Below are 16,379 nucleotides of genomic sequence, written 5' to 3' on the forward strand. Positions count from 1 at the left end.
TAAAAAAAACGATCCTGACATATATCGCCGCGCGTGCCTATCTGAAGTTTAGGTCTTTATTGCTGCAAAAACGTGCAAATCGTGACCGTTGCACAACTTATGGGCTTTGTTGTTAAGGAGATGTGATCTCCGCTGTAAAATCATATCATCCCGCAAAGGCGCATAAAACGGCGCTCTATACTCAACGTGTTGTGACCGGGTCAAGGGATTAACCATTCTGGCAACCTTTTTGCTTAATGTTCTGCGCGCTTCGCGGTGCGTGGGATCCTCGCCGTATTAAGCATGAGATTGCTTCTAAAGTGCATTTTGTTCTCGCTCTTGTTTTTGGATTTACGATGCCATCAGGCGTTCGGGTTTATACCTGGTGCAAAAACCTCTTTGCTAAGGAACATAATAATGTCGCTGAAATTTACCAAAACTCCCCTCTCCCTGGTGCTGGCCGGTTGTCTGGTGACGGCCTTTTCCGCGCAGGCCGATATCGTCATCGGCGTGGCCGGGCCGTTCACAGGCCCGAACGCAACCTACGGCGATCAATACTGGCATGGCGCTACGCAGGCGGCGGAAGACATTAACGCCGCCGGCGGGATCAACGGTGAGAAAATCAAACTGGTTCAGGGCGACGACGCCTGCGAGCCCAAACAGGCCGTCGCCGTTGCCAACCGCTTAGTCGATCAGGATAAGGTGAAAGCGGTCGTCGGCCACTTCTGCTCTTCGTCGACCATGCCCGCCTCCGAGGTCTATAGCGATGCCGGGATCCTCTCCATCACTCCCGGCTCAACGAACCCACTGATTACCGAACGTGGCATGAGCGACATATTTCGCATGTGCGGACGTGACGACCAGCAGGGCCAGGTCGCCAGCGATTTTATTCTTGATAAGCTGAAAGCCAAACGGGTGGTCATCATCCACGATAAAGACACCTACGGTCAGGGGCTGGCGGATGCCACTAAAGCGGCGCTGGCGAAACGCGGCGTTAAGGAGGTGATGTACGAAGGGTTGTCCCGCGGGGAGAAAGACTTTAACGCGCTGGTGACCAAAATCGGCGCACAAAAACCGGACGTGGTGTTCTTCGGGGGCTGTCACCCGGAAGCGGGCCCGCTGGTTCGCCAGATGCGTGAACAGGGCGTGCAGGCGAAGTTCTTCTCGGGAGACTGTATCGTCAATGAAGAGATGGTCACCGCCGCCGGTGGGGCACAGTACACCAACGGTATTTACATGACCTTCGGTAAAGATCCGCGCCTGATCCCGGACGGAAAAGCCGTCATCGAGAAATTCCGCACCGGTAAATTTGAACCTGAAGGGTACACCCTCTACGCCTACGCGTCTGTGCAGGCTATCGCGGCGGCATTCAAGGCCACGAAAGGGACGGATTCCGCAAAAGCCAGCGAGTGGCTGAAGGCCAACCCTGTCGACACGGTGATGGGTAAAAAAGCCTGGGACAGCAAAGGTGACCTCAAAGTCTCTGACTACGTGGTCTACCAGTGGGATGACAAAGGCAAATATAAAGAAGTGCCATAACGGGACGGAATCTGCTCAGCGCCGGCAGGTCTGACTGTCGGCGTAACCCTTTATTCAGGTGCGCGACCATGAGTACATTCTTTCTGCAACAATTAATTAATGGCTTAACGCTGGGGTCGGTCTACGGTCTTATCGCCATCGGCTACACCATGGTGTACGGCATCATCGGTATGATCAATTTCGCTCACGGCGAAGTGTATATGATCTCCGCCTATCTCTCGGCCATTGGCCTGGCCCTGCTGGCGTTTTTTGGACTCCACTCCTTTCCGCTGCTGATCCTGGGGACGCTGGTTTTCACCATCGTGGTCACTGGCGTTTATGGCTGGACGATTGAGCGCATCGCCTATAAGCCGCTACGCAACTCGACGCGTCTGGCGCCGCTGATTTCGGCCATCGGGATGTCGTTGATACTGCAAAACTACGTCCAGCTCAGCCAGGGCCCGCGCCAGCAGGGCGTGCCCACCATGCTTGATGGCGTGCTGCGTTTTCACCTTGGCGAAGGGTTTGTCCAGATAACCTATACCAAAGTCTTTATCCTCATCGCCTCGTTCGCGGGCATGCTGGTGCTGACCTGGATTATCAACCGTACCCGCTTAGGACGCATGTGCCGTGCGGTACAGCAGGATCGTAAGATGGCCTCCATCCTGGGTATCAACACTGACAGAATAATTTCGCTGGTGTTTGTTATCGGCGCAGCCATGGCCGGGCTGGCGGGCGTGCTGATCACCATGAATTACGGCACCTTTGATTTTTACGTCGGGTTTGTTATCGGCATCAAGGCCTTTACGGCGGCGGTGCTGGGCGGCATCGGCTCTTTGCCCGGTGCGATGCTTGGCGGGCTGATTCTGGGCGTCGCAGAAGCGCAATTCTCCGGGATGGTGAACTCGGATTATAAAGACGTGTTCTCGTTTGGATTGCTGGTCTTAATTCTGATCTTCCGTCCTCAGGGGCTGCTGGGCCGCCCTGTCGTGGCTAAAGTGTAAGGAACAACGCGATGACCTCTGACGGTTTTTCCCTGAAGCGCTGCATTCTGGACGCAATTTTTTCTGGAATGATCGCCCTGATTATTTTCGGCCCGATTGCGGGTGTGATACTGGATGGTTACAGCTTTACCTTTGACGGCCAGCGGCTGGCGTGGATTGTTGGCACGGTGATGGTGGGACGTTTTTTGCTGAGCGCCTTTTCAGCTACGGCGGCCGGAAGACGTTTACAGACGCGGTTTGAATCCGACAATGCGGGCGTGTATGTCCGGCCGCCGGCGTATAAAAGCCGCATGCGCTGGATCATTCCGCTGATTGTCACGCTGGCGATCTGCTTCCCGTTTGTAGCAACGAAATACCTTCTGACGGTTGCCATTCTCGGACTGATCTACGTCCTGCTCGGTCTTGGGCTGAACATTGTTGTTGGCCTGGCAGGGCTGCTGGATCTGGGTTATGTCGCCTTCTATGCCATCGGCGCTTACGGGCTGGCGCTCGGGTATCAGTATCTGGGGCTTGGGTTCTGGAGCATGCTGCCGCTGGCGGCGCTAATGGCCGCGGGCGCAGGCGCCCTGCTTGGCTTTCCGGTGTTGCGCATGCACGGGGATTATCTCGCCATCGTCACGCTCGGGTTTGGCGAGATCATCCGCCTGGTGCTGAACAACTGGCTCACCTTCACCGGCGGGCCAAACGGCGTTTCAGCCCCTGCCCCAACCTTTTTTGGCCTTGAGTTTGGCCGACGCGCCAAAGAAGGCGGCGTCCCCTTCCACGAGTTCTTCGGCCTGACCTATAACCCCAACATGAAGTTTATTTTCATCTATGCGGTACTTTTCCTGGTAGTCATGCTGGTGCTCTACATTAAACACCGGCTGACCCGAATGCCCATTGGACGGGCGTGGGAAGCGCTCCGTGAGGATGAGATTGCCTGCCGTTCCATGGGGCTGAATCACGTTCTGGTCAAACTCTCGGCCTTCACCCTGGGCGCATCGACGGCAGGTATCGCCGGGGTGTTTTTTGCCACCTACCAGGGGTTTGTTAACCCGACCTCTTTCACCTTTTTTGAATCGGCCCTGATCCTCGCCATTGTGGTCCTGGGCGGGATGGGCTCCACCGTCGGCGTCGTACTGGCCGCCTTTGTGCTGACCGTCACGCCGGAACTGCTGCGCAGCTTTGCGGAATACCGGGTGCTGCTGTTTGGCATGCTGATGGTGGTGATGATGATCTGGCGTCCTCGCGGTCTGATCCGCATCAACCGCAGCGGATTTACCGTGCGTAAAGGAGTGGCGCCATGAACGCAACGATTTTACGTGTAGAACATCTGATGATGCACTTCGGCGGGATCAAGGCCTTAAACGACGTCAATCTTGAGGTGCAGCGCGGCTCCATTACCGCACTGATTGGGCCTAACGGCGCAGGAAAAACGACCGTCTTTAACTGCCTGACCGGTTTCTACCGGGCCTCCGGCGGCAACATTCTGTTCAATGCACGAAATAAAACCACCAATGTCATTCAGGTGCTCGGCCAGAAATTCCAGCCGGGCGACTGGCTCAACCCGGCGCAGCTTGGTCAACGCCTGTTCTATAAAATGTTTGGCGGCACGCATCTGGTGAACCGCGCGGGTCTTGCGCGCACGTTTCAGAACATCCGCCTGTTCCGCGAGATGTCTGTTGTGGAAAACCTGCTGGTGGCACAGCACATGCGCGTCAACCGCAATCTGCTGGCGGGTGTGCTGAATACCCCTGCGTATCGTCGGGCAGAAAACGATGCGCTGGACCGGGCGTTTTACTGGCTGGAGGTGGTGGATCTGGTGGATTGCGCGAACCGTCTGGCCGGGGAAATGTCCTATGGTCAGCAACGACGCCTCGAAATCGCCCGCGCCATGTGTACCGGCCCGGAGATGATTTGTCTCGATGAACCTGCTGCCGGCCTGAACCCGGTGGAGACGCACAAGCTGAGTGAGATCATCCGGTTCCTGCGCGACCACCATGACATCACGGTTTTGCTGATCGAGCATGATATGGGGATGGTGATGGGCATTTCAGATGACATCATTGTGCTCGATCACGGCGATGTAATTGCCAGAGGTAAACCGGCTGAGATTCAGCACAATGAAAAAGTGATTGCCGCGTATCTGGGCACCGACGAAAGCGAGGTAAATCTGTGAGCGAACCGATGCTTCAGTTTCAGGATGTGGATGTTTTCTACGGGGTGATCCAGGCGTTGAAGCAGGTTTCGCTTGATGTTAACAAAGGGGAAACCGTGGCCCTGATTGGCGCTAACGGCGCGGGGAAGTCAACATTACTGATGTCTGTCTTTGGTCAGCCCCGGATCCGCAACGGGCAGATCCTCTTCTGCGGCGAGGATATCAGCCACAAATCTACCCACTATGTTGCCACCGGCGGCATCGCGCAGGCACCTGAGGGACGACGCATTTTCCCGGATATGTCTGTAGAAGAGAACCTGCTGATGGGGACAATCCCCGTCGGCAATCAGCATGCAGCGGAAGATATGCAAAGCATGTTCGACCTCTTCCCTCGCCTCAAAGAGCGACGTAACCAGCGGGCGATGACGCTTTCAGGCGGTGAACAGCAAATGCTGGCTATCGCCCGCGCGCTGATGAGCCGTCCTAAACTTCTGCTGCTGGATGAACCCAGCCTCGGCCTCGCGCCAATTGTGGTTAAACAGATCTTCCAGACGCTGCGCGAACTGGCCCGTAACGGAATGACGATTTTTCTGGTCGAGCAGAATGCGCACCACGCGCTGAAGTTGTCCGACCGCGGCTATGTGATGGTTAACGGCCAGATTCGGTTAAGCGGCAGCGGCGAGGCGTTGCTGAAGGATCCGGAGGTGAGGAAGGCGTACCTGGGTGGAGTGTGAAACGAAAAGGCTATAGTGAGAAAAACTCACAGTGATTGCCATTATTAATCGTTTTTCTGATGCGACCGCATTCAAATATCATCTTCACGACCCGCCTTTGCGCGGGTCGATAAAACGTTCAGCCGCAAACTGAATAATAATGATAAGAGGATCCGGGGCAAATATGACACTTGATGCGTTATATCAGTTATTGAAAACTGTATTACCACCTGACACCGATTCAGCCGATGATTTACAGGATTTTATGGCCATGCTTATGGCGACGAAACATCACTCTGAGGCTCTGTCACCGTTTGCGCAGCGCGTATACATGCTATCCGTTGCCCATCGCGACCCTAAGCAAGCGGCTGCGCTGATTTCAGCCTGTCATCCTGAAGCAGGAAAGCCCCTTCCGCTGCTCGACTTCTCCGGCTGGCCGGACGTGCGTTACGCCACGTCGGGTGAATTACAGACGCCCGAGACTGAAGAATATTTTCACAGAATTTCGTCTGCCGCCACGCTATTACGTGCGGCAATCATTGACGCTGAGCAACAGAAAAACACGCCAGCATTTTATATTCTGGATAAGATACTCAGCCTGAACAGCGCTTTGCCAGAATGTTATAAAAAGATGGCAAACATATCTTATTCATAACGGTATTAATAAACCCGACTGTCATCGTATTCCAGATAATCGATATCCAGCGCCGGAACGACCGGGGTATGGTTTTGCAGCCAGGCCAGAAGATGCTGAATGCTCTCTCTTTTGAGTGAATTTTTTGGCCAGACGAGGTAGTAGCCATCCCCCGTCGCAATAGCTTCCCTGAACGGCAGGCCCAGCAGGCCACTTTTCAGGGCATCAAGCGTGAGATGCAGGTCGGCGATAGCGATGCCGTGCCCGTTCATCGCGGCAATACTTCCCTGTTCAAGGGTATCGAACACCATACCGCTGCTCATATCGAGCCCCGGGAACAATCCTGTTCTTCGCAGCCAGCGCCGCCAGTCACGTCTGTCCGGTGAAGGATGGATCAAATCGCATTGCGGAAGCCGTTGCCGGGCCGGTTCGATAAGTGATGGGGTACAAACCGGGATAAGCCATTCATGAAAAAGCAGCTGACTCTCCGTTGTGTCACCAAAACGGCCATTACCAAGAAGGATGGCGCAGTCGTAGGGCTCAAGATTGAAATCAACGGTATCAATGTCCATCCAGACGCTGGCAATCTCAACCTGTGGTTTTGCATGGTTGTTGCGAAAAGATCGCAGCACGTCGAGAAGCCATCTCATGGTCAGGGTGCTGGGTGCTTTTAACCGCAGCAGGTGGTTTTCACTGCGAAATGCCCGGCAGGCCCATTCAATGCTCGTGAAGCTCTCGTTCAGCTGTCCGGCAAGCACTCGCCCGGCTTCAGTGACCTCCACGCGAGGACCTTGCCTTTTGAAAAGCTCGCAGTCGAACCACAGTTCAAGGGTACGAACATGTCTGCTGACCGCACCCGGCGTAATATTGAGCGTTTCAGCGGCTTTACTGAAGGAGTTCAACCGCGCAGCAACTTCAAACGCACGCAGTGCATACAATGGCGGTAAAGACATAACGTCCCTTAAATGAAAATTTCATTATGCTAAAACTTGTTCCGGGGCAACGCCAGCAAGTAAATTATGGAGAAAAACAATGATCCCCAATATACCGAGTCATATCGATAGGGGTCAAAATCGATATGCAAAAAGCTGCGGACAAACTCGTAGCCATTAGCAAAGATGTTTATCTGAACGGCTGCAACAGCGATTACAAACACCATATATGCGATAAATAGCGGGTATTTATGCAGCCTGTTAACTTTTAGTTTCCCGAGATAAAGCAAGAAAAAAATTGCAACAGATACAACAAAATAGACGATGGCAGGCCAAACGGGTGGATGAAGCGAAAATTCTAATTCTTGTGACATAATCAATTCTCTTTAGCTATCTGGTACATCTGCCATCCCGTAATGCTCCCAGTGGTCAAATCCAGCGCCATTGCGGTTTTAGATGCCTCTTGTCAACCGTAGTTCATATCCTGTACGTTCGAGAGCTTGTCGCCGGAGAACAATGTTTTGATCATTTGTTGATACCCTTGCCCAGCCCATTTGCAAGCTCTTCCACTTTTTCTAAGGAAAATCCAAATGAAGTTATCTGCGAAGCTGCCGCAGGGCAATCGATGAAACGGAGATATAAGAATTTACGCGATAAGGAAACGCCCTCGACGCATAATGATCGAAAAATTATGGTTGTGCATGGGTCAGGCACGAAAAATAAGATTTGTTGTCAGGAAGGGGGAATTGCAGGCACAAAAAAACCACCTTTCGGTGGTTTCACGACACTGCTTATTGCTTTGATTATTCTGCGTTTTCCCATGGTAGCCGGAGTGGGACTTGAACCCACACAGCGCGAACGCCGAGGGATTTTAAATCCCTTGTGTCTACCGATTCCACCATCCGGCCAGGGAAGAAAGTGGAGGCGCGTTCCGGAGTCGAACCGGACTAGACGGATTTGCAATCCGCTACATAACCGCTTTGCTAACGCGCCTTAAATCTGTTGTCTTTCGACCTGCACCCGCAAACTGCCGATGCTTTAATCTGGAGCGGGAAACGAGACTCGAACTCGCGACCCCGACCTTGGCAAGGTCGTGCTCTACCAACTGAGCTATTCCCGCATGTCATCAAGTAACTATTTAACGACTTCCTAACCACTTGATTTCATTATCGTCCGGCTAACTGTGCCGCCGTTCGATGCGTTGCATTCTACTGATATGACGTTATGAGTCAACGTTATTTTTTGCATCTCAGGACCGTTTGCTGAAAATTAAGCCGAAACGATCACTGTTCAAGCAAATCACCGCGCGCAGCGTTCAAATATTGCAGCATTGACCACAATGTCAGCACCGCCGCAACCCACAGCAGACCAATGCCGGCCCACTCAACCCAGGCATTCGGACGCCACAGCATCCACACCAGCGCCGCCATCTGCGCAGTGGTTTTAACTTTCCCAATCCAGGACACCGCCACGCTGCTGCGTTTACCCAGCTCCGCCATCCACTCGCGCAGGGCAGAGATAATAATCTCACGTCCAATCATGGTCGCGGCAGGCAGCGTCACCCACCAGGTATGATAATGTTCCGCCACCAGCACCATCGCGATTGCTACCATCACCTTATCCGCAACCGGATCGAGGAATGCGCCAAAGCGGGTGCTCTGGTTCCAGCGACGCGCCAGATAACCGTCAAACCAGTCCGTCACGGCAGCGATCAGGAAAATAAGCGCACAGGCAAAAGGCGCCCAGACGACCGGCAGGTAAAATGCCAGGACGAAGAACGGAATGAGCACAACGCGAAAGAGAGTGAGCAACGTAGGGATATTAAATCGCATGATGACGGTAACTGTCTGTTGTCAGTAAAATTTAGCTCTATGTTGCTACAGAGCCCTCAATGTTTCAACGAGTAGTAGATCTTTTCTGCCAGCCCTTGCGAAATACCCGGCACTTTTGCAATTTCTTCCATACTGGCGTTGAGTAATCCTTGCAATCCGCCCATATACTTCAACAGCATCTGGCGACGTTTTGGCCCGACGCCTTCAATCGTCTCAAGGGTACTGGTATTTTTCACTTTCGCCCGTTTTTTACGGTGCCCGCTGATGGCATGATCGTGCGACTCATCGCGAATATGCTGGATCACGTGCAGCGCAGGGGAATCCGGCGGCAGGCTAAAGCCCTCGCCTTCCGGCTCAAAGAACAGCGTTTCCAGGCCAGCCTTACGATCTGCCCCCTTCGCTACCCCTAGCAGCAGCGGATGGTTCTTGTCCCACTCTACGTCGAGCGATTCGAATACCGCCTTCGCCTGCCCCAACTGCCCTTTCCCGCCGTCGATAAGGATAACGTCCGGGATTTTGCTCTCTTCAATCGCTTTACCATAGCGACGGCGCAGCACCTGGTTCATGGCGGCATAATCGTCACCGGGCGTAATGCCGGTGATGTTATAGCGACGATACTCTGCCCGCAGGGGGCCATTCGCATCAAAGACCACACACGACGCCACGGTCTGCTCACCCATCGTATGGCTGATGTCGAAGCATTCCATGCGTTTCACTTCCGGCAGCTTGAGCAGCGTAGCAAGGGCGGTTAAACGCTGGCTGACGGTCGACTGCTGGGACAGTTTGGTGGTCAGCGCCGTGGCGGCATTGGTTCGCGCCAGCTTCAGATAACGTGCGCGATCGCCCCGCGGTTTCGTCTGGACATTCACCCGGCGGCCTGCCAGCTCTGAAAGCGATTCCGCCAGCAGGGTTTTATCGTCGAGCGTGAAGTCTAGAAGGATCTCCGAGGGCAGCGTACGCATCTGGCTGCCCTGCAAATAAAACTGGCCGACGAAAGTCTCCACCACTTCACCCAGCTCGGTGCCGCCAGGCACTTTCGGGAAGTAGCTGCGGCTGCCGAGCACTTTACCCTGACGAATAAACAGCACGTGAACGCAGGCCAGACCGGCGTCAAAGGCTACGCCGATAACATCGAGGTCGTCGCCCGTATTAGAAACAAACTGCTTCTCGGTCACCCTGCGCACCGCCTGGATCTGGTCGCGGATGCGTGCGGCCTCTTCAAATTCCAGCGCCGCGCTGGCTTTTTCCATACGAGTAATCAGTTGCGTCAGCACCTGATCGTCTTTCCCGGCTAAAAACAGGCGGACATATTCCACCTGCTGCGCGTACTCTTCTTCGCTTACCAGCCCTTCAACGCACGGCCCCAGGCAGCGGCCAATCTGATATTGCAGGCACGGCCGGGAACGGTTGCGGTAGACGCTGTTTTCACACTGGCGAACGGGGAAGATTTTTTGCAACAGCGCCAGCGTTTCGCGTACGGCATAACCGTTCGGGAAAGGGCCAAAGTATTCACCCTTCGCATGCTTAGCGCCACGATGCATCGCCAGGCGAGGATGGGTATCACCGCTCAGGAAGATAAACGGGTAGGACTTATCATCGCGCAGCAGGACGTTGTAGCGCGGCTGATACAGCTTGATATAGTTGTGCTCAAGCAGCAGCGCTTCCGTTTCCGTGTGCGTCACGGTGACATCAATGTTGTGGATGAGTGCGACCAGTGCTTCGGTTTTACGAGAGGCAAGATTGCTGCGGAAATAGCTGGAAAGGCGTTTTTTCAGATCTTTTGCCTTACCGACATAGATAACCGTACCGCCAGCGTCGTACATTCGGTAGACGCCCGGCTGGCTGGTGACGGTTTTCAGAAATGCTTTTGAATCGAACGCTTCACTCACTGACTTATTAACGACTCCGCATTGCACAAACCATGGCGAATGGCCAGGTGAGTCAGTTCGACATCACCGTGAATGTTCAATTTACTGAACATCCGATAGCGATAGCTGTTGACCGTTTTCGGGCTGAGATTCAACTGCTCTGAGATCTCATTCACCTTCTGACCTTTAGTGATCATCAGCATAATCTGCAATTCGCGCTCAGACAAACTGGCAAACGGAGATTCCGTTTTTTCCGGTTCAATCTGACTCAGAGCCATCTGTTGAGCAATATCAGAAGCGATGTAACGCTGCCCGGCGTATACGGTGCGGATCGCATTGACAACTTCCTGCGGCGCGGCGCCTTTACTGAGATACCCGGCAGCACCCGCCTGCATAACCCTGGCAGGCAGCGGATTTTCGGTATGGACGGTCAGCATGATAACTTTGGTATCAACGAACATGCGCGCGATTTTGCGCGTGGCTTCAAGCCCGCCAATACCGGGCATGTTCATATCCATCAGCACCACGTCTGCAGAGTTAGCGCGACACCATTTGACGGCATCTTCGCCACAGCACGCCTCGCCGGCAACTTTAATACCCTTTATATCTTCAAGAATGCGTCGTATCCCTGCGCGCACCAGTTCGTGGTCATCAACAAGAAGGACGTTGATCAAAGGAAATGTCTCCAGAATAGGGATAACGCTACTGACTGCTAATTGGGTTTATATTAACGGTTTTCCATGCAAGATTAAAACGCTAAAAAATCGGCTATACGATTCTGGTCTCGTTTTTGGAAATTAGGCTGTACAGCAAGTGGAAAGAAAACCCTTGTCCGCTGGGCTTTTACCGCTATTTTCTAGCATCGATATTCAAAAAGTTACTAAAACAGTTGTTAACTCAAACGAAAGAAAGCGCGCGATTTTTTGTAACAACAATTAACGAATGACGAACCGGGGATAAACATTTAATTGCCGCTAACATATTGGACAGAGTACCTTCATAATCCGCGTCGACCAATAATCGCGGCGCGACAAGTATAAAAAACAACCACTGCATTTTTTGCCATAGCTTGTGGTATACTCCGCCGCCTTAACTTTCATCGTCGCGCTCATGCGCTGTTTTATAATGAGGAAAATAAATGAGCACACCTGAATTTGCCACTGCCGAGAATAACCAGGAACTGGCACAGGAAGTAAACTGCCTGAAGTCGCTGCTGACGCTTATGCTACAGGCGATGGGCCAGGCTGATGCTGGTCGTGTGATCATTAAAATGGAAAAACAGATCGCGCAGATGGAAGACCAGGCGGAATCCGCTGTTTTTGCCAATACGGTTAAGCAAATTAAACAAGCCTACCGCCAGTAACAAAAACGGCTGGATGCAAAGCATTCAGCCGTTTTCTCGTCTGACACGCAGAACGTGATATCAGTCAGATAAGTCCCGTCGCCGCGGCATAACACGCTATCTGGATCTTATTCGGTGCGTTGAATTTCTTCTGCATATTCTTCTGATGGAAATTGACGGTATTTTCCGAGATGGAAAGAATGATGGCGATTTCTGCCGACGTCTTCCCTTCTGCGGTCCACTTCAGAATTTCCCGTTCACGCTTGCTGAATTTCATTTCAGGCGGCATCACCGTCTCATGTTCAAAGCGCAACAGCGTTGTGAGCGCCATCTGGACCAGCATTTGTAAACGCAGCTCAACTTCTTCACTGGATATCGAGTGTGCCTGTAAGCTGGTACATGACACGGAAAGGAAACCGAGCGCATGATTTGGCATCATCAGACACTGCGTTATTCCCTTGCGTAAACCGTGGTCCCGCGCGCCGTCCCATAATTGCTGGGCATCCGTGAATAATTCATCCGTCCAGGGCAAATGTCCCTGAATGAAATTCTCCGGCTTCAGTACCGGGTCAATGGCGAAATAATTCTCGGACTGATATTGCGCCATCCATTGTTGCGGATAACTGGAATGGACGGATGTTCGCGGGCGGGTAAATGGCACAGGGTGTCGAACACAAAGCGCATAATAATCGAATTCAAGCGCCTGCGTTTGTCGCTGAAGTTCCTGATATACCTCGTCAGCACAGGTCATTTGCTGAAACCGGAGGACGCATTCCCGTCGCCAGGTGAAAAAGTCTATATCCCTCATACTTGCCGAATGAAGCCTCTGATAAAGATAATCATTATTATGGTGAATATAACCTAACACATTTAGCATGATTATTTATATAAAATATCGGCCACAGGCAGATTATCTTTAATTTGGCGATGGCTTATCCACTTCAGGCGGAATAAAAAAGCAACAGAACGGAGTTTAAGGGAGGATAATTTGCTCCAGAAGCGACATCTGGAGCAAATTGAACGCTAAAATGCTACTGCATTAAGAATTTTTCAAGGAACTGACGGGTACGTGGCTGCTGCGGATTGGCAAACAGCGCTTTAGCTGGCCCCTGCTCAACTATTCTCCCCTGATCCATGAAAATAGCCCGATCGGCAACGTCGCGGGCGAAGCTCATTTCATGCGTCACAATCACCATCGTGCGTTTCTCCTGCGCCAGCTGTCGGATGGTGTTCAGCACTTCCCCGACCAGCTCAGGATCGAGCGCGGATGTGGGTTCGTCAAACAGGATCACATCAGGGCGCATCGCCAGCGCGCGCGCAATGGCGACACGCTGCTGCTGCCCGCCAGATAAGCGACGCGGATAGCTCGTCTCCTTCCCTGCCAGGCCAACCTTCGCCAGCAGCTCGCGGGCGCGGACCGTGGCGTCTTCCTTAGGTTCCCCCTTGACGATGACCGGCCCTTCAATAATGTTTTCCAGCACCGTGCGGTGCGGGAAGAGATTAAAGCTCTGGAACACGAAGCCGACATGCTGGCGCAGGCGGCGAATCAGCCCTTTTTGCTGGCTGATAGGTTTCCCGGTATCAATGGTGATATCACCCACGCGGATCGTCCCGCCTTCGGGCTGCTCCAGTAAATTGATGCTGCGCAGCAGCGTGGTTTTGCCTGACCCGCTCGGGCCGATAATTGCCACCACTTCGCCCTGCTCAACCTCAAGATCAATGCCATGCAGCACCGTTTGCCCGTGGAATTTTTTCACCAGGTTTTTGACGTCAATTGCACTCATTTTGGATCACGCTCCTGGCGGTTAAGCTGGTTTTCAAAATAGTTTTGCAGAGCGGACAGCACCGTCGCCATCACCCAGTAAATCAGCGAGGCCGCCAGATACATAGTAAACACTTCCAGCGTACGCGAGGTGATCAGCTGCGCCTGACGGAACAGCTCCGGCACCTGAATGGTCGCCGCAAGGGAGGTGTCTTTCACCAGGCTGATAAAGCTGTTGCTCAGCGGCGGCAGCGCCACGCGCGCCGCCTGGGGCAGGATCGCCCGGCGCAGCGTCTGCCACGGGGTCATCCCGATACTGGCCGCCGCTTCCCACTGCCCTTTATCGATGGAGGAGATCGCCGCACGCAGCGTTTCAGAGGTGTACGCCGCCGTATTCAGCGACAGGCCAATCATCGCCGCCGGGATCGGATCCAGCTCGATACCGAACTGTGGCAGCCCGTAGTAAATCATAAACAGCTGGGCGATAAGCGGCGTTCCGCGGAACACGGAGATGTAAAACCGCGCCAGCCACCGCACCGGCCAGATGTTGGACATGCGCATCAGTGCCAGCACAAACCCGAGCACCAGCCCGAAGAACATCCCGCCGATACTGAGCTGTAAAGTAAACACCGCGCCTTTAAGCAAGAACGGCAGCGAATCAATAACCAGTTGAATACTTTCTTGCATTATTATTTTTCTACCTGATTTTTAGACATGAGGATGATAGGCAAACAGCGCAGGCGCTCCGCCAGTATGAACAAACAAAATAGGTCCTTCATCCTTAAAGCGCTTGCGGGCAATGCCGTCGATCAGGCCCGCCATTGCCTTACCGGTATAGACCGGGTCAAGCAGAATACCTTCGAGACGGGCCAGCAGCTTAACGGCCTCCATCCCTTCATCATTGGGGGTGCCATAGCCCGGCGCGAAATAGTCATCCCACAGCAATATTTCCGCCTTCGCCTGAAGCGCAAGCTGTTCAGCCACCGCCTGTTGCAGGGTGACGACTTTCGGCTTTTGGTCCGCAACGCTTCTGGATACCGTCACGCCAATCAGCTCGACCTCCGGCATCAGCTGCTCAAGCCCGACCGCTAAACCGGCATGGGTCCCCGCACTGCCGGACGCCACCACCACCGAGGATAAACTTACCGCGCCTTCGCACTGCTGAGCGATTTCCAGCGCGCTCTCAACATAGCCGAGGGCACCCAGCGCATTCGAGCCGCCAACCGGGATCACGTACGGACGAAAACCCTGCGCTTCCAGACGCGTCGCCAGCTCGTCGAGCTGTGCTGCCGGGTCGGTCAACGCGTCGACCATTTCAACCTGCACGTTGAACAGATCCAGCAGCAGACGGTTACCGTTAGTCAGGTAATTCTCTGCCTGCGTCCCGATCGGGTTCTCCAGCAGGGCTACGCAGTGGAGTCCCAGCTTCGCCGCCACTGCCGCCGTCTGGCGAACGTGGTTAGACTGAATTGCCCCGGCGGTGATCAGCGTATCCGCCCCCTCGCGCAGGGCATCGGCGGCGAGAAATTCCAGCTTGCGCAGCTTATTTCCGCCCATCGCCATGGGCGTCACATCGTCACGCTTAATGAAAATATCGCGCCCCAGATAGTCAGAAAATCTCGGGAGAAACTCCAGCGGCGTGGGTGCGCCGATAAATTCCAGACGGGGAAAGCGCGTTAAATTCTGTAGTGACATGGTTCCTCCGGTCACGCAAACAATTGTTATTTCATTATGCACGCAGACGCGCGAGAAATAAAAAAGGCGCTTTTAAAAGCGCCTTTTTTTGTCAGTCAGAGACTTATTTCGTCACGTCTGCGCCGAACCACTTCTCAGAAAGCGCCTTCAGGCTACCGTCTTTCTGCATCTCAGCAATGGCACCATCGATGGCTTTCAGCAGATCCTCGTTACCCTTACGCACCGCCACGCCGGACTCCTGACGGGAGAACGCATCACCCGCGACAGCCAGGGTATTGTTGGTTTTCTTCACCAGATCCAGCGCTGCCAGGCGGTCCACCAGAATGGCGTCGATACGGCCTACGCGCAGATCCTGGTATTTCGTCGGGTCATCATCGTAGGTACGGATATCCACGCCCTGCACGTTCTGGCGCAGCCACTCTTCGTAGTTGGTGCCCAGACCGACGCCGACTTTCTTACCTTTCAGATCCGCTGCGGACTTGATGCTGCCTTCGTTACCTTTCTTCACCAGCGCCTGAATACCGGACACGGTGTACGGCGTGGAGAAGTCATACTTCTTCTTACGTTCGTCAGAAATGGTTACCTGGTTAATCACCACGTCAATACGTTTGGAGTCCAGTGACGCCAGCATCCCATCCCATTTGGTGGGTTTCAGGGAGGCTTTAACGCCGAGGTGTTTTGCCAGCTCCTGCGCAAACTCCACTTCAAAACCGGTCAGTTTACCGTCGTCACCCTGGAAGCTGAACGGAGGATAGGTTCCTTCCAGCCCAACCAGCAGCGTGCCGCGCTCTTTAACTTTGTTGAGCAGATTCTCTGCCGCGAACGTTTTCACGCTCATCCCCGCGACCAGCGCAACGGCCATCATCCCCATCAGCGCCTGACGACCCAGAAGTGCTAATTTCATAAGTACTCCGATACAGTGGAATTTTTGAGTAGTGTAGAGAAATCGCCTGCAACGTCAAA

General features: G+C 53.5%; 18 protein-coding genes and 3 tRNA genes. 8 read left to right on the forward strand and 13 right to left on the reverse strand.

The window, feature by feature from the left end:
- The first annotated feature begins 396 nt into the window (after positions 1-396).
- The 6 genes from ACOTZD_RS01665 (at position 397) to ACOTZD_RS01690 (ending at position 6,006) form a co-directional block, all read left to right on the forward strand.
- Complete coding sequence (locus ACOTZD_RS01665) at positions 397-1,518, forward strand: branched-chain amino acid ABC transporter substrate-binding protein (RefSeq protein ID WP_003859669.1); 1,122 nt, start codon at positions 397-399, stop codon at positions 1,516-1,518.
- Between the two features lie 68 nt (positions 1,519-1,586).
- Positions 1,587-2,501, forward strand: a complete 915-nt coding sequence (locus ACOTZD_RS01670; RefSeq protein ID WP_003859667.1) for an ABC transporter permease subunit — start codon at positions 1,587-1,589, stop codon at positions 2,499-2,501.
- 11 nt (positions 2,502-2,512) lie between these two features.
- Positions 2,513-3,787: a high-affinity branched-chain amino acid ABC transporter permease LivM gene (gene livM / locus ACOTZD_RS01675; RefSeq protein WP_003859664.1), complete on the forward strand. Its 1,275-nt coding sequence runs from the start codon at positions 2,513-2,515 to the stop codon at positions 3,785-3,787.
- Positions 3,784-4,659 carry an ATP-binding cassette domain-containing protein gene (locus ACOTZD_RS01680; protein WP_003859662.1) on the forward strand — a complete coding sequence of 292 codons (876 nt, stop codon included), beginning with the start codon at positions 3,784-3,786 and terminating at the stop codon, positions 4,657-4,659. Before livM ends, ACOTZD_RS01680 begins: the two co-directional genes overlap by 4 nt.
- The gene (locus tag ACOTZD_RS01685; protein ID WP_174401969.1) at positions 4,656-5,372 is read left to right on the forward strand and encodes an ABC transporter ATP-binding protein; all 717 of its coding nucleotides are present in this window, start codon (positions 4,656-4,658) and stop codon (positions 5,370-5,372) included. The genes ACOTZD_RS01680 and ACOTZD_RS01685 overlap by 4 nt, the downstream gene beginning before the upstream one ends.
- Positions 5,373-5,535: 163 nt before the next feature.
- Positions 5,536-6,006 (forward strand): hypothetical protein, encoded by a 471-nt coding sequence (locus ACOTZD_RS01690; RefSeq protein ID WP_421636244.1) that lies wholly within the window; start codon positions 5,536-5,538, stop codon positions 6,004-6,006.
- 5 nt (positions 6,007-6,011) lie between these two features.
- Here ACOTZD_RS01690 and ACOTZD_RS01695 read toward each other — a convergent pair whose 3' ends face one another.
- The 8 genes from ACOTZD_RS01695 to uvrY all read right to left on the reverse strand — a co-directional run bounded on the left by ACOTZD_RS01695 (position 6,012) and on the right by uvrY (position 11,291).
- Positions 6,012-6,938 (reverse strand): LysR substrate-binding domain-containing protein, encoded by a 927-nt coding sequence (locus ACOTZD_RS01695; RefSeq protein WP_022651459.1) that lies wholly within the window; start codon positions 6,936-6,938, stop codon positions 6,012-6,014.
- Between the two features lie 29 nt (positions 6,939-6,967).
- The gene (locus ACOTZD_RS01700; RefSeq protein WP_003859653.1) at positions 6,968-7,291 is read right to left on the reverse strand and encodes a hypothetical protein; all 324 of its coding nucleotides are present in this window, start codon (positions 7,289-7,291) and stop codon (positions 6,968-6,970) included.
- A 447-nt stretch (positions 7,292-7,738) separates the two neighbouring features.
- Positions 7,739-7,825, reverse strand: a tRNA-Leu gene (locus tag ACOTZD_RS01705).
- 11 nt (positions 7,826-7,836) lie between these two features.
- A tRNA-Cys gene (locus ACOTZD_RS01710) sits at positions 7,837-7,910 on the reverse strand.
- A 51-nt stretch (positions 7,911-7,961) separates the two neighbouring features.
- A tRNA-Gly gene (locus tag ACOTZD_RS01715) sits at positions 7,962-8,037 on the reverse strand.
- A gap of 163 nt (positions 8,038-8,200) precedes the next feature.
- Positions 8,201-8,749 (reverse strand): CDP-diacylglycerol--glycerol-3-phosphate 3-phosphatidyltransferase, encoded by a 549-nt coding sequence (pgsA, locus tag ACOTZD_RS01720; RefSeq protein ID WP_003859652.1) that lies wholly within the window; start codon positions 8,747-8,749, stop codon positions 8,201-8,203.
- A 56-nt stretch (positions 8,750-8,805) separates the two neighbouring features.
- Positions 8,806-10,638 carry an excinuclease ABC subunit UvrC gene (gene uvrC / locus ACOTZD_RS01725; RefSeq protein WP_003859650.1) on the reverse strand — a complete coding sequence of 611 codons (1,833 nt, stop codon included), beginning with the start codon at positions 10,636-10,638 and terminating at the stop codon, positions 8,806-8,808.
- Positions 10,635-11,291, reverse strand: a complete 657-nt coding sequence (gene uvrY / locus ACOTZD_RS01730; protein ID WP_003859647.1) for a UvrY/SirA/GacA family response regulator transcription factor — start codon at positions 11,289-11,291, stop codon at positions 10,635-10,637. Before uvrY ends, uvrC begins: the two co-directional genes overlap by 4 nt.
- Positions 11,292-11,688: 397 nt before the next feature.
- Here uvrY and ACOTZD_RS01735 point away from each other — a divergent pair, with 397 nt between their 5' ends.
- Together ACOTZD_RS01735 and ACOTZD_RS01740 are read left to right on the forward strand one after the other, a co-directional pair.
- The gene (locus ACOTZD_RS01735; RefSeq protein WP_418235935.1) at positions 11,689-11,769 is read left to right on the forward strand and encodes a hypothetical protein; all 81 of its coding nucleotides are present in this window, start codon (positions 11,689-11,691) and stop codon (positions 11,767-11,769) included.
- On the forward strand, positions 11,756-11,980 hold the full coding sequence (locus tag ACOTZD_RS01740) for a DUF2594 family protein (RefSeq protein WP_003859644.1): 225 nt from the start codon (positions 11,756-11,758) through the stop codon (positions 11,978-11,980). Before ACOTZD_RS01735 ends, ACOTZD_RS01740 begins: the two co-directional genes overlap by 14 nt.
- Before the next feature lie 64 nt (positions 11,981-12,044).
- Here the strand turns inward: ACOTZD_RS01740 and sdiA are convergent, their stop codons facing one another.
- From sdiA to tcyJ, 5 genes are all read right to left on the reverse strand, one after another.
- Positions 12,045-12,767 (reverse strand): transcriptional regulator SdiA, encoded by a 723-nt coding sequence (gene sdiA / locus ACOTZD_RS01745; protein WP_003859639.1) that lies wholly within the window; start codon positions 12,765-12,767, stop codon positions 12,045-12,047.
- 223 nt (positions 12,768-12,990) lie between these two features.
- Positions 12,991-13,743: an L-cystine ABC transporter ATP-binding protein TcyN gene (tcyN, locus tag ACOTZD_RS01750; protein ID WP_003859634.1), complete on the reverse strand. Its 753-nt coding sequence runs from the start codon at positions 13,741-13,743 to the stop codon at positions 12,991-12,993.
- A complete protein-coding gene (tcyL, locus tag ACOTZD_RS01755) occupies positions 13,740-14,408 on the reverse strand; it encodes a cystine ABC transporter permease (protein WP_003859632.1) in 669 nt (222 codons plus the stop codon). The genes tcyN and tcyL overlap by 4 nt, the downstream gene beginning before the upstream one ends.
- Before the next feature lie 21 nt (positions 14,409-14,429).
- Positions 14,430-15,416: a D-cysteine desulfhydrase gene (gene dcyD, locus ACOTZD_RS01760; RefSeq protein ID WP_003859630.1), complete on the reverse strand. Its 987-nt coding sequence runs from the start codon at positions 15,414-15,416 to the stop codon at positions 14,430-14,432.
- Positions 15,417-15,519: 103 nt separating this feature from the next.
- Positions 15,520-16,320, reverse strand: a complete 801-nt coding sequence (tcyJ, locus tag ACOTZD_RS01765) for a cystine ABC transporter substrate-binding protein (protein WP_003859627.1) — start codon at positions 16,318-16,320, stop codon at positions 15,520-15,522.
- Positions 16,321-16,379: the final 59 nt, after the last annotated feature.

Source organism: Enterobacter cloacae complex sp. SHL022 (genome assembly GCF_049237785.1).
GTDB lineage: Bacteria > Pseudomonadota > Gammaproteobacteria > Enterobacterales > Enterobacteriaceae > Enterobacter > Enterobacter hormaechei_C.